We start from the raw sequence: 12,505 nt of genomic DNA, 5'->3' as shown, positions 1-12,505 counted from the left end.
TGTTAAAAAATAACGCCACTCTGTAAAATAATATTTGCATATGGCGAAGCTTCACCGGTACGAATGATTACTTTAGCTGCCTTTGTTTGTATTTTAAATTGCTCATGCGTTACCTTCTGTATATCATTGAAGCATTCATGAACGTAGTGGTTTATATCAGGATTTGTTTCCTTCATTTCCTCTGCTATAAAGACCTGCTCTACTTCCAAATCTTTTAAAACCTCTTCCAAAACAGGAATGAATCCTGGTTCTCCGAGCTTATAGGCTAAGTCGATACATACAGTTCCATCTGGAATTGGAAGTCCGCAATCAGCAATCACAATCTGATCTGTATGGCCAAGCTTGGCAAAAATACCGGCTAATTCACGATTAATGATTCCCTTTTTCTTCATCAAGCTTCCCCCTTAACCTTGCCTCAACCGCATCTATTCCAGGCATTCCGCCTTGAGCGCCAAATCCTTCAACCGATAACGAAGCTGCAATATTGGCAAAATGAGTTGCATCATTAAGAGATTTTCCGTTTACATAGGCATGAGCAAAAGCGCCATTAAATGTGTCGCCTGCACCCGTCGTATCAACCGGGGTCGTTCTGTATCCTTCTACATGGATAATCTCATTACCATCACTATACATAGCTCCTTTATCTCCCAAGGTCACTATTAATTTATTTGGGTACTCTCTAACTGCTTGTTCTGCTGAAAGACCCAATATTACATTGCATTCTGTTTCATTAGGTGTTAAAAACGTAATCTTATCCATCCATTCCACTCGGAAATTTTGGGCTGGAGCAGGATTTACAATTACGGGAACCTTTAATTCGGAACATAAATCCAAAGTGTATTCTACTGTTTCCACCGGAATTTCAAGCTGCATGATGACCAGTTTTGACCGTTCAATTGTCCTGCGGTGTTTGTCTATCAAGGTCTTATCTACTTTAAAATTCGCACCTGGCACAACAATAATGCGGTTATCCTGATTATGCACAATGATATTAGCTATACCAGTGCTTTCAGATACCTTGCTTACACCATTTGTATCAATTTTTTCTTTTTCAAGGTTATCAATCAGCATGTCACCAAAGCTATCGTTACCCACTGCACCGATCATCGCAACCTGGCTGCCTAAGCGGGCTGCAGCAACTGCTTGATTAGCTCCTTTTCCACCAGGAATTGTTTCAAACCGCTCCCCCAGTACTGTTTCACCCTGCTGAGGAAATAGCCCTGATTGGCAAACTAAGTCCATATTTATACTTCCTATTATGGTAATCATTGAATTGCCCCCTTTGTTGAATCTCTTATGGTTAATTGCGGAGCTACAAATTCAGTCATTTGTTCGAGTAATTCTCCATCAATTTGTTTAATCAGTAATTTAGTTGCTTTAGAACCAAGCTCATAAATATTTTGTGCTACTGTCGATAACCCAGGTGTCGTCATCTGTCCAAGCATAATCCCATCAAATCCGAGAATTTGCAATTGATCGGGCACTGTTATTTTGAGAGAATGGGCTGCTTTTAATGCTCCTATTGCCGAAACATCACTGCAGGCAAAAATTGCATCAATCGATGAGTCCTCCTTCAATAATTTAAAAACAATCTGCTCAGCCTCATTAAAATCAAATGGACACTCAAGTATAGTAGTTTTAATCTGGCTGGTTTCAGTAGCTTGTAAAAATCCTTTCAATCGATCATCAGCCGGCTTCAGTCCATCTGGGCCGCGTAAACAAACAAGATGATTGATTTGCTGCCTAAGCAAAAATTCAGATCCGAGTTTCGCCCCTTCTATATTCTGGGTCATTACTGTAGGAAAACCTTCGCCAATTGACCGATCAAGCGCCACTAATGGGACATTAAGGCTTTTGTAATATTCCTTATCCAACTCGTTTGTTGCCAAAATAATACCTGCTATATACTTTCTCGTTAGTGTTTCAATGTATTGGCGTTCTTTCTCCGCCTGCTCATCTGTATTGCAGAGAATAACCGTGTAGCCATTTTCATATGCTGCGTCTTCCACTGCTCTTGCCAGCTCTGGAAAGAAAGGGTTTGTTATATCTGGTATGATGAGCCCAATTGCATTTGTCTGCTTTGTATTCAAGGATCTAGCAATTATACTGGGCAGATATCCTAATTCTTTAATTGCATCCTCTACTTGCATACGTGCCTTTTCGCTTATGTAGCCTTGATTTAAATATCTCGATACAGTCGCTACAGAAACTCCTGCATACTTTGCAACATCTTTTATAGTAGCCATTTTATCTCCAAACAAAATATGGTACCGGTACCATATGTAACCGGTTACATAATACATTACATGATTTTACAGAATGTTGTCAATCATTTTCATTTATGAATTTGGTCGATATGCCGACCTTTTTAAATTTATGCTAAAAGGAGGATGAAGAGGGAAGCTATAAAAAGATACTACACGGGGCTATCTGTGTCTTACTCAATTTTGAACTTTTTATCCATTTTCTAACTTAAACAAGAATATGTATATACCGCTTACGTTCTTCTCTATAAAAATTCATTAGCTCACCTGAGGTTCACCCATTAGGCAAATAGAGGTCCAAGGAAAAGGACCTCATCTTTGGTCAGCTCATCTATCTTCCCATAAACACCCCCCTCTTTACAGAGGGGGGAGATTAAAATTATCATTAAGCCGCAATACGTGATTCCTTTGATGGAGCAAAGAGCAACCCAATATTAGTTAAACCAGCAATACCTACTAACGCATAGACGATTCGAGAAAGAATGGCATCCTGTCCTCCAAATAAAGTTGCTACAAGATCAAATTGAAACAAACCTATCAGCCCCCAATTTATAGCTCCAATGATCGTTAATACAAGTGCTATTTTCTGTAGAATACTCAATTTTCATTTCCCCTTTGTAAGTTTTTTGTAATCATTTACTATATTCACGTAATCACGGATACTTAAACCAAAATATATAGAAAAAATATAAGTTTTGTATAATTTTATTAAAGGATAGTATTCCGTTATAAGAGTGATTTGTTTGAGAAAACAGTTACTAACTCTTCAACAAAATTAAATCATTACCGGCTTAGTAATATGTAAAATGTGCAGACTCATTAGTCTATCAAACTTATATTTGTATTCTCCTCTATATTTTTCGTAAATTAGGGAGTATGAATATACAAATAGGCTGTACTGGGAAGCCAGATATACTTGCTCTTGTGTACAGCCCATTTAGTCTTAACCTTTAGAAATAACCTAGTAAGGATGAGTTTACTAATTGTACATCTAAAATTTCCTCTATCAAATTCAAAAAACCCAGCTCCCTTCAAACGAAGAGTAGCTGGGTATTGAGTTTATACTATATTGATTCCTTACTCAACCGTAACCGATTTTGCTAGATTACGAGGTTTATCCACATCACAGCCACGGTGAAGGGATGCATAGTAAGCAATTAGTTGTAATGGTATTACAGAGATAAGAGGTGTTAACATTGGGTTAACTTCTGGAAGTACGTATGCGTCTCCTTCTTGATCAAGTCCCTTCATGGAAATGATGCAAGGGTTAGCGCCACGTGCAACCACTTCTTTTACGTTACCACGGATGCTTAAGTTTACAGCTTCCTGTGTTGCCAAAGCAATAACAGGTGTTCCTTCTTCAATTAAGGCAATTGTACCGTGTTTTAGTTCACCGCCGGCAAAGCCTTCCGCTTGAATATAGGAAATTTCTTTTAGCTTCAACGCACCCTCAAGGCCAACGAAATAATCGACAGAACGTCCAATAAAGAAACAATTACGTGTAACAGCAAGATATTCGCGTGCAATCATTTCGAATTTATCTTTGTCATCACATAGAGCCTCCATTGCGTTCGCAACGATTCCCAATTCTTTTACTACATCAAAATCTGCTAATTGATTTTTTTCTTTCGCCACAACAGCCGCCAGGATTGTTAATACAGCCATTTGTGCTGTGTATGCTTTAGTAGATGCAACCGCAATTTCAGGACCAGCATGTAATAACAACGTAAAGTCAGCTTCACGAGACAATGTTGACCCAGGTACATTAGTAATCGTTAAGGCTTTGTAGCCCATCTCTTTTACTTGCACAAGTACGGCACGACTATCTGCTGTTTCTCCGCTTTGGGAAATGAAAATGAACAATGGTTTTTCTGATAGTAAAGGCATATTGTAGCCAAATTCGGAAGCTACATGAACTTCTACCGGTACTTTCGCCATTTTTTCAAACATTTGTTTTCCAACAAGGCCAGCATGATAGCTTGTTCCACAAGCAACAATGTACAGACGATCCGCTTCATTTATCGCATTAATAATTGCGTCGTCTATTTTTAGCTCACCCGCTTCATTCTGATAAGCTTGAATGATTTTACGAGTTACTAAAGGCTGCTCATCAATTTCTTTTAGCATGTAGTGCGGATACGTTCCTTTTTCAATATCGCTTGCATCCAGCTGTGCTGTGTAAGGCTCACGAGTAACTACTGTACCGTCCAATTGTTTAATGGTGATTTGATCTTTTGTAACAAGAACAATTTCTTTATCCATAAGTTCAACAAACTGGTCTGTTACTTGCAGCATAGCCATCGCATCACTAGCGATTACATTGAAATCAGCACCTACACCTACTAATAATGGGCTTTTATTTTTAGCTACATAAATGATTTCTTCATCTTGTGCATCCAGTAAGCCAATTGCATATGAACCATGCAATAGACCCAGAGCCTTTGCAAAAGCTGCTTCTACGTTAAGTCCTTCTTCAACAAATTTGCTGATAAGCTGAACGATTACCTCAGTATCCGTATCACTCACTAAATCAGTATCTTGAAGGTACTCCCTCTTTAATAATTCATAGTTCTCAATTACACCGTTATGAACGATCGTAAAACGTCCATTCGAACTTTGGTGAGGGTGAGCATTTCTTATGCTTGGTACTCCATGAGTTGCCCAGCGAGTGTGTCCAATTCCTTTAGAAGATTGTACAGATGAATCTACGCTTTCACGTAAATCAGCTATTCTTCCTTTTTCTTTGAACACATGTACACCGTTCTCATTCATAACAGCAATACCAGCTGAATCATATCCTCTATATTCAAGCTTTTCTAAGCCTTTTAGTAAAATTTCTTTAGCATCTTGATGTCCAATATATCCTACGATTCCACACATACTTGTTTATCCTCCTATAAAAAAGATGAAGGGAACAAGAATGCCCAGGGGGGCACACTTGCCCCCTTATCTCTGAATAATTTTTAGTTGATATATGCATCTCTTTTTATTCTGTCCAATTTGTCACCAAACTGATTTAGTAAAAAGAGGGTCAGTTGTGCATGCAACCGGAAGGCATCCGCCGAAAGATCGATAACCTCCACCTCGTCAACTGGGTTACTCCAGTCCTGGCGCTTTAATAACTAAATAACATCTTCCCTCCTCTTCTATTTTGAACTCAATTTTCAGCATACACTATTTGCTCTCATTCCGTCAACATTTACAAAAATATACATTTAAATCTCATAATTCAGCTATACATATATAAAATATGCATAAGAGGAAGAACTGTTCCCCTTATGCATTAATTGTTATTGATTATTATTATAAGCCCATCTCTGCCCTTACAACATCGGCAATTCTCTCAACGTATTGATCGCATTGTTCCTGTGTAGGTGCCTCAGCCATTACACGAACGAGTGGTTCAGTTCCGGACGGTCTAACAAGAATTCTCCCGTTTCCGCTCATTTCCTCTTCCACTTGATCAATAATTGCCTTCACTTTATCATTATCCGTTACATGATGCTTATCTGTTACACGGATATTAACAAGTTTTTGTGGATAAACTTTCATTTCGCCTGCAAGTTCTGAAAGTGGCTTACCTGTCAGCTTCATAATATTAATGAGCTGTACACCTGTCAGCAATCCGTCTCCTGTTGTATTGTAATCAAGGAAAATAATATGCCCTGATTGCTCTCCGCCAAGATTATATCCACCTTTTTTCATTTCTTCTACAACATACCGATCTCCAACAGCTGTCTGCGCACTTAAGATTTGGTTTACATCTAATTCTTTATAAAATCCCATATTACTCATAACTGTTGAAACAACTGTATTATGCTTAAGGCGGTTATGTTCTTTCATGTATTTTGCACAAATGAACATAATTTGATCTCCATCAACGATTTTACCTTTCTCATCGACAGCTATTAATCGATCTCCATCTCCATCAAAAGCCAGACCAACATCCGCTCCCTTTTCGAGAACAAATTCAGCCAGCTTATCTGGATGCGTGGATCCGACTCCTTCATTAATATTAAGACCATTTGGTGAAGCACCCATAGTCGAAACATCAGCATCTAAATCAGCAAACAAGTGTGTTGCTAAAGAAGAAGTAGCTCCGTGTGCACAATCGAGGGCTACATGGATATTTGTGAAATCCTCGTCCGCCGTTTGTTTTAAGTATTGAATATATTTTTGCCCACCTTCGAGGTAATCATTGATTCTACCAATGTTTTCTCCGATTGGTCTTGGGAGTTGATCTTCTTCCATATCTAATAATGCTTCAATCTCTTCTTCCTGATCATCTGAAAGCTTAAACCCATCAGATCCGAAGAATTTAATACCATTATCCGCTACAGGGTTATGGGAGGCAGAAATCATTACACCTGCTTCTGCGCCTAATGCTTTTGTTAAATAAGCAACTCCAGGTGTTGAAACGATTCCCAAGCGCATGACCTCCGCTCCAATTGAGAGCAGACCTGCTACAAGGGCACTTTCCAGCATGAAGCCGGATATTCTTGTATCACGGCCAATGATTACTTTTGGACGGTTTTCATTATGTTTTGTTAACACATATCCTCCAAATCGGCCTAGCTTAAAAGCAAGCTCCGGTGTCAGTTCGCTATTTGCTACACCCCTCACACCATCTGTACCGAAATATTTACCCATTAAAAATCTCTCCTTCTACTAATACACTTCATATTTTATTGCCTATATATACCTAACTGTCTTATGAAAGAGTGTAGGTTGTTATCCATCTGAACTTTTTTCTGAGATTTCCACTGTAATTGTCTTACTATTGTTAGGCAGTTCCCAATGTACCTCATCTGGTGCATTCACCTTTAAGGGTACTGTATGGTTTCCTACATTTAACTCTTTTACCTCGATAAATATATCAAAATCACTGGATTTCAGGGATTTAATCTTAGATGCCTCGCCTTCAATGGCCAGGTCCACCATCCCTTTTGAAGGATTAAGAATTTCCGCCTCATATTTCTCATTGTCTAGTCCCTTTATTTCAATAGGTATATTCGAGATTGTTTGAGTATTTTCCTTCTTTATCTTAATTGTCACTTTAACCGTATCTATAGAAGATCCAACCACTCCATCAGGCAAGCTGACTGGAATTTCAATTACAGTATCCTCATCAATATTGCTGACATCAACAGGTACCGTTATCTCCTTTATATCTTTAAGAATGGATTCTCCTCCATAGATGGTAGCTGTCTCCGAATCAATTTTAATACTTTCAATTTTAACTCCTTCAGGCGGTGCTCCTGTAGCTTTAGCAGATAGGCTGACCTCTTTTGAAGGACTGTTTACATTTATCGAGATATCAACTGTACTAGGTTCAATATTCACATCTAACAAGTTCATATTGCTATCAAATGCCTGTACTGTTGCTTCAGTTAGAATATCATTCGTTACATGTGAGTCCGTTTTAACAGTTGCTTTTACAACAGAAACCTTATCGACATGGCTCTTGGCACCCGTTATTTCCACTTCTGTTGGACTTAGATATGGCGGGTCTGATGAATATCCTTCTGCTAATAGTGTTTTATCAAATTCAGCCTCGACTTTGAAGTTCTCTGTTACCTTCTCCTCTACCACTGCTGTTGCATTGGCCTGTGTCAGTGTATAGTTAATTTTATCCGATAAATTCTTTACCTTGATTGGTACCTTTTGAGAACCAATTTTAGGATCGGATAAGTCTACATAAATCTCAAAGTCCATTGTAGATTTAGCAGTTATAACTATACTCTTAGGTCCCTCAATCGTAATATCCAGAGTTTCGGGTATCCCGCTGACAATTAAATTATCGGTATCATAATAAACCTCAACAGGCACGTTTTTAATCGTGGCTGTTTCTGTACTTGAAGGTGTATTATAAGGATTACTGGAATTATTGATTGGGTTACTATTGACAGAGAAAAACAGGAATAGTGCAATCAGAAAAGCCCCAATTTTCATAAACCAACTGCTAGAAATAAGTTTATCCATCTTTTCTCGACCTCCAATTCCAAAGATTCGAAGAGGTCGTTTTATTATTTATGGACAATTCATTTTCAAGCATATTTTGCAGTTCATCTAACGAAAGATTCCGATAAAGCTCTCCGTTTTTCGTTAAAGAAATATTCCCTGTCTCTTCCGATACAACGATTGTCAAGCTGTCGGTAACTTCACTTATTCCCAGCGCCGCCCTGTGCCTTGTTCCCAGTTCCTTTGAAACAAATGGGCTTTCAGATAAAGGAAGATAACATGCTGCTGCAGCAACTGTGCCATTTTGCAGAATTACCGCTCCATCGTGCAGTGGTGTATTCGGTATAAAAATATTAATTAATAACTCAGATGACACTCTGGAATCGAGACGTATACCTGTCTCAATATAATCATTAAGACCCGTCTCTCTTTCAATTGAAAGAAGGGCACCAATCCGGCGCTTGGCCATATAGGTTGTCGATTTAATAATAGCTTCAATTGTTTGCTCCTGCACATTCTCTTCCTGAAAATTTGTCCTGGAAAATAAACGGCCTCTCCCCAACTGTTCGAGCGCTCGTCGTAATTCAGGCTGAAAGATAATAATGATGGCTAAAACTCCCCAAGTCATTACATTTTCCATTAAATAGCTCATTGTATTTAAGCCAAGGATTTCACTCGCAAAGCGTCCAATCACAATTAAAAGGATTCCACGTAATAGCTGTACGGCTTTTGTCCCTTTAATAATTTGCAATAATTTATAAAAAACAAACCAAACGAGAAAGATGTCGGTTATGTTTATAATATAATCTAATAAAGAAAAGTTGTTTAGAAACGGCATGTCATTTCCTCCAGTCATGTCCTTTCCCATGAACGGTGTATATACCGCTATGTTGTATAACCCCACTATTATAACATACTGTTCCACAAACTCTAAGAATTCAGTCCCAAATTCATTGATAGAAAAAGAAAAAGGCCATCCGCGGTGGATTGCCTTAAATAGGTCTATTTCTATCTATAGATTAAAAAACTCTTGATGCTATATCCTTAGTATGAAACCAAATCCATTCAAACAGTTGATCAATCTCTTCTATATTTCCAGTCACTTCACCAGCTCCTGCTAAATAGTTATCTCCATTAATAACCGTTACGTTCCCATTGACTTTGCCCTCAACTTTTATATCTCCATTTTTGACAACAAGGTCCCCTTTGACCGTCTTTCCTTCCGGAACAATCACAGTTTGTCCTTCGACGACCAAGTTAGGGTCTTTAGAGAATGAGAACTGTTCATCCTCTCCCCAATAGGAAAATAAGCTACTGCCCATCAATAGAATAAAGAGCGAAGCGGCAATTAACACTGGATTGCGCTGCAGCCATTTTTCAAACCTTCGCCTTTTCGATTGTTTAGGTAGATTTCTCATTACATTTGCGGTAAATCCGCTAGGTGCTGTAATATGGTTACTTTGAAGAAAGGCAACTGTTTTACTCAACTCGTGAAAGGTTTTCTTACACTCATCACATTCTGCTATATGCGAAAGAAGCACATTGGAATGTTCTTCATTAATGTCATCGTCGAGATAATCATGCATATAATCTGCGATGTTTTCTGGGCATTGTTTCATTTTAATCCACCTCATTTATATAGATCGCATCGATTTTCTCAGTGCATCTCTTCCCCTATGAATTCGTGTTTTCACGGTTCCTACCGGTAAATTAAGGATTTCACTAATTTCTTTCAGAGATAGCTCATCCACATATTTTAATACAATAACTGAGCGGTATTTTTCAGGCAGATTCTGAATTTCCTTTTGCATTTTTTCTTTAAGCTCTAAACTCTCCAGTTCATCCTCAGGTAACTTTGTATCCGATGGAATCTGTGAATACATATCAAGCCCCTCTGTACCTGCTACTTCTGCATCGAGATAATAATCCGGCTTCTTTTTACGTATACGGTCTATACATAAATTTGTAGCAATCCGGTATAACCAGGTGGAGAACTTTCGGTTCATCTGGAAAGTGTGTATATTCATATATGCCCGTAAAAAAGCTTCCTGTGCCACATCCTCTGCTTCATGGCGGTCACCCAGCATGCGATAGCACAATTGAAATACTCTGTCTTTATAAAACTGAACGATGTCTTCATATGCCTGTTGTTTACCACCCAGCACTTCCTGTATTCTTTCTTTAATAAGTCCTTCCAAATTGTCCATCCTCCGCATTGGCGGCCTTCAGCATTTATACGCACTGGCCTTGAGAAAAGTTTCAATAAAAAATAATTTTTGTTTTTTACATTGACACACTGTTTAATCTTTATAAATATGGGTAATAAAGGTAACAAAACCTCTTGCAGATAGGAGTGAAGACTTGGAACTACATATACTTATGAAGGATATTGAACAATGCCGCCAAAGAATGATACTACTTGCCTCTTCAACTTCAATGCTTGACTCTGATGTCATCAAAGCAAGTACTGAACTGGACTCATTAATCAATCTCTATCAAACTCACACAAGATATGTAAAGCAGTAATCCTAAAAAGGTTGCTGCTTTTCTTTGTGGAATGATGATCTCTGGTATCCACTGACGGCTAACAAAATCCCAATTGGTATTAGTTTCACTCATTATATTTAGACCCAGAATGAATAGGCCCTATTCATTGCCTCATCCATTCCGGATAAGGGTCAACTTTTACTGTACTAAGTATACAGCCAGGAGACAGTCATATAAATTTTCTCCTGTGCCCTTCACTATTTATCATTCAATGTCGTTTTTCTTTACGTTTGACCCCATGCCTTATTCTTGAATTAACCTACCTCTCAAACAAACCGTAGATTCTTTATAAAACATCTATATATAATCGACAGGATTTGTTGATATATATCATAACCAGATTAACTTCTTCAAACGTACTGGCATTACTTAAAGAGCACCTTTTCCCCTATCGATCAGGCAATGTCATTCACCGAACCTTTATGCTAATACTCTTTAATCTATAGATCGCTTATATAATGGTTTTAAAAGTACACACTTAACTTCTATCATACCTTATTAGCTTAGTTCAGTCTCGCAAATCGTTTCTCAAGAGTAAAGAGCCTCTTTAGTACCAATAAAACGGTAGCTGAATAGTTTAATTCTTGCTTTTGATGCGTGCCAATTCTTCTTATCGCAGGGCTTAATGGTTTTTATAATAAAAAAAACCTTAAAATGCAATGCATTTAAGGTTTAAAATAGTCGTATAAAATTTTGGAGCGGAAGACGGGATTCGAACCCGCGACCCCCACCTTGGCAAGGTGATGTTCTACCACTGAACTACTTCCGCAAAATGAGCCATGAAGGACTCGAACCTTCGACCCTCTGATTAAAAGTCAGATGCTCTACCGACTGAGCTAATGGCTCTAAATGGCTGGGCTAGCAGGATTCGAACCTACGAATGACGGAGTCAAAGTCCGTTGCCTTACCGCTTGGCTATAGCCCAAAAAGAAAAAAAGGGACAATATCTTGTCCATTACTCAAAGCTTATTAAAATAATGGTGGAGGGGGGCAGATTCGAACTGCCGAACCCGAAGGAGCGGATTTACAGTCCGCCGCGTTTAGCCACTTCGCTACCCCTCCGATATTAAGAGTGCCGGCAAGAGGACTTGAACCCCCAACCTACTGATTACAAGTCAGTTGCTCTACCAATTGAGCTACACCGGCATATTAGTTTTTAAACCTTCTTTTGAACACTTAGTTAGTATAACCTATATGAATTATAATTTCACCAAGTATTTTTTGGTAATATTTTTGGTTTAAATGGTGGAGGATGACGGGATCGAACCGCCGACCCTCTGCTTGTAAGGCAGATGCTCTCCCAGCTGAGCTAATCCTCCATATTAATTGGTGACCCCTACGGGATTCGAACCCGTGTTACCGCCGTGAAAGGGCGGTGTCTTAACCGCTTGACCAAGGGGCCATTCATAAGATGTTAAAGTCATAACTACTTTCGAGAGCTTCCAAGCGGGCTCGAACCGCTGACCTCTTCCTTACCATGGAAGTGCTCTACCTGCTGAGCTATGGAAGCACAATAAACAGGACAAAAAAATGGCTCCGCAGGTAGGATTCGAACCTACGACCGCTCGGTTAACAGCCGAGTGCTCTACCACTGAGCTACTGCGGAACAATATGAATTGCCCGGCAACGTCCTACTCTCACAGGGACTCGCGTCCCAACTACCATCGGCGCTGAAGAGCTTAACTTCCGTGTTCGGAATGGGAACGGGTGTGGCCTCTTCGCCATCATTACCG

At 39.0% G+C, this 12,505-nt stretch carries 11 protein-coding genes, 9 tRNA genes and 1 rRNA gene; 1 reads left to right on the top strand and 20 read right to left on the bottom strand.

Annotated elements, in window-relative coordinates:
* Window positions 1–2: 2 nt before the first annotated feature.
* The 10 genes from rbsD to sigW form a co-directional block, all read right to left on the bottom strand.
* Entirely contained in the window at window positions 3–392 is a 390-nt protein-coding gene (rbsD, locus tag FHY47_RS16930; protein WP_066102633.1) for a D-ribose pyranase, read from the bottom strand.
* A complete protein-coding gene (gene rbsK, locus FHY47_RS16925) occupies window positions 370–1,269 on the bottom strand; it encodes a ribokinase (protein ID WP_066102636.1) in 900 nt (299 codons plus the stop codon). Before rbsK ends, rbsD begins: the two co-directional genes overlap by 23 nt.
* Window positions 1,266–2,246 (bottom strand): LacI family DNA-binding transcriptional regulator, encoded by a 981-nt coding sequence (locus tag FHY47_RS16920; protein ID WP_148631208.1) that lies wholly within the window; start codon window positions 2,244–2,246, stop codon window positions 1,266–1,268. The genes rbsK and FHY47_RS16920 overlap by 4 nt, the downstream gene beginning before the upstream one ends.
* A gap of 403 nt (window positions 2,247–2,649) precedes the next feature.
* On the bottom strand, window positions 2,650–2,865 hold the full coding sequence (locus FHY47_RS16915) for a DUF378 domain-containing protein (RefSeq protein ID WP_066102643.1): 216 nt from the start codon (window positions 2,863–2,865) through the stop codon (window positions 2,650–2,652).
* Between the two features lie 476 nt (window positions 2,866–3,341).
* A complete protein-coding gene (gene glmS / locus FHY47_RS16910) occupies window positions 3,342–5,144 on the bottom strand; it encodes a glutamine--fructose-6-phosphate transaminase (isomerizing) (protein ID WP_066102646.1) in 1,803 nt (600 codons plus the stop codon).
* A gap of 423 nt (window positions 5,145–5,567) precedes the next feature.
* Entirely contained in the window at window positions 5,568–6,914 is a 1,347-nt protein-coding gene (gene glmM, locus FHY47_RS16905; RefSeq protein WP_066102649.1) for a phosphoglucosamine mutase, read from the bottom strand.
* Between the two features lie 81 nt (window positions 6,915–6,995).
* Window positions 6,996–8,246 carry a CdaR family protein gene (locus FHY47_RS16900; protein ID WP_066102655.1) on the bottom strand — a complete coding sequence of 417 codons (1,251 nt, stop codon included), beginning with the start codon at window positions 8,244–8,246 and terminating at the stop codon, window positions 6,996–6,998.
* Window positions 8,239–9,063 (bottom strand): diadenylate cyclase CdaA, encoded by an 825-nt coding sequence (gene cdaA / locus FHY47_RS16895; protein WP_066102658.1) that lies wholly within the window; start codon window positions 9,061–9,063, stop codon window positions 8,239–8,241. Before cdaA ends, FHY47_RS16900 begins: the two co-directional genes overlap by 8 nt.
* A gap of 181 nt (window positions 9,064–9,244) precedes the next feature.
* Window positions 9,245–9,859 carry an anti-sigma factor family protein gene (locus FHY47_RS16890; protein WP_262366036.1) on the bottom strand — a complete coding sequence of 205 codons (615 nt, stop codon included), beginning with the start codon at window positions 9,857–9,859 and terminating at the stop codon, window positions 9,245–9,247.
* On the bottom strand, window positions 9,860–10,432 hold the full coding sequence (sigW, locus tag FHY47_RS16885; protein ID WP_375138423.1) for an RNA polymerase sigma factor SigW: 573 nt from the start codon (window positions 10,430–10,432) through the stop codon (window positions 9,860–9,862).
* A gap of 154 nt (window positions 10,433–10,586) precedes the next feature.
* On the opposite strand from sigW, the gene FHY47_RS16880 reads away from it, so the two are divergent.
* A complete protein-coding gene (locus FHY47_RS16880) occupies window positions 10,587–10,751 on the top strand; it encodes an aspartyl-phosphate phosphatase Spo0E family protein (RefSeq protein WP_077247995.1) in 165 nt (54 codons plus the stop codon).
* 715 nt (window positions 10,752–11,466) lie between these two features.
* On the opposite strand, the gene FHY47_RS16875 is transcribed toward FHY47_RS16880, so the two are convergent.
* The 10 genes from FHY47_RS16875 to rrf form a co-directional block, all read right to left on the bottom strand.
* A tRNA-Gly gene (locus tag FHY47_RS16875) sits at window positions 11,467–11,541 on the bottom strand.
* 4 nt (window positions 11,542–11,545) lie between these two features.
* A tRNA-Lys gene (locus tag FHY47_RS16870) sits at window positions 11,546–11,618 on the bottom strand.
* A 4-nt stretch (window positions 11,619–11,622) separates the two neighbouring features.
* A tRNA-Gln gene (locus FHY47_RS16865) sits at window positions 11,623–11,697 on the bottom strand.
* Window positions 11,698–11,750: 53 nt separating this feature from the next.
* Window positions 11,751–11,834: transfer RNA gene (locus tag FHY47_RS16860), tRNA-Tyr, on the bottom strand.
* Window positions 11,835–11,845: 11 nt separating this feature from the next.
* Window positions 11,846–11,918 (bottom strand) — tRNA-Thr (locus FHY47_RS16855).
* 97 nt (window positions 11,919–12,015) lie between these two features.
* A tRNA-Val gene (locus tag FHY47_RS16850) sits at window positions 12,016–12,091 on the bottom strand.
* Between the two features lie 8 nt (window positions 12,092–12,099).
* Window positions 12,100–12,174 (bottom strand) — tRNA-Glu (locus FHY47_RS16845).
* 35 nt (window positions 12,175–12,209) lie between these two features.
* A tRNA-Thr gene (locus tag FHY47_RS16840) sits at window positions 12,210–12,282 on the bottom strand.
* 21 nt (window positions 12,283–12,303) lie between these two features.
* A tRNA-Asn gene (locus FHY47_RS16835) sits at window positions 12,304–12,378 on the bottom strand.
* 12 nt (window positions 12,379–12,390) lie between these two features.
* Window positions 12,391–12,505: ribosomal RNA gene (gene rrf, locus FHY47_RS16830) — 5S ribosomal RNA — on the bottom strand; the annotation flags it as partial.

The sequence above is a fragment of the Bacillus sp. E214 genome, from assembly GCF_008087365.1.
Taxonomy (GTDB): domain Bacteria; phylum Bacillota; class Bacilli; order Bacillales; family Pradoshiaceae; genus Pradoshia.
This window is presented reverse-complemented; position numbering and strand designations above follow the sequence as displayed.

Excerpts from the sequence above, each read along its gene's own strand:
- rbsD (WP_066102633.1), bottom strand. The coding sequence starts at position 392 with ATGAAGAAAAAGGGAATCATTAATCGTGAATTAGCCGGTATTTTTGCC.
- rbsK (WP_066102636.1), bottom strand. The coding sequence starts at position 1,269 with ATGATTACCATAATAGGAAGTATAAATATGGACTTAGTTTGCCAATCA.
- FHY47_RS16920 (WP_148631208.1), bottom strand. The coding sequence starts at position 2,246 with ATGGCTACTATAAAAGATGTTGCAAAGTATGCAGGAGTTTCTGTAGCG.
- glmS (WP_066102646.1), bottom strand. The coding sequence starts at position 5,144 with ATGTGTGGAATCGTAGGATATATTGGACATCAAGATGCTAAAGAAATT.
- glmM (WP_066102649.1), bottom strand. The coding sequence starts at position 6,914 with ATGGGTAAATATTTCGGTACAGATGGTGTGAGGGGTGTAGCAAATAGC.
- FHY47_RS16900 (WP_066102655.1), bottom strand. The coding sequence starts at position 8,246 with ATGGATAAACTTATTTCTAGCAGTTGGTTTATGAAAATTGGGGCTTTT.
- cdaA (WP_066102658.1), bottom strand. The coding sequence starts at position 9,063 with ATGCCGTTTCTAAACAACTTTTCTTTATTAGATTATATTATAAACATA.
- FHY47_RS16890 (WP_262366036.1), bottom strand. The coding sequence starts at position 9,859 with ATGAGGTGGATTAAAATGAAACAATGCCCAGAAAACATCGCAGATTAT.
- sigW (WP_375138423.1), bottom strand. The coding sequence starts at position 10,432 with ATGGACAATTTGGAAGGACTTATTAAAGAAAGAATACAGGAAGTGCTG.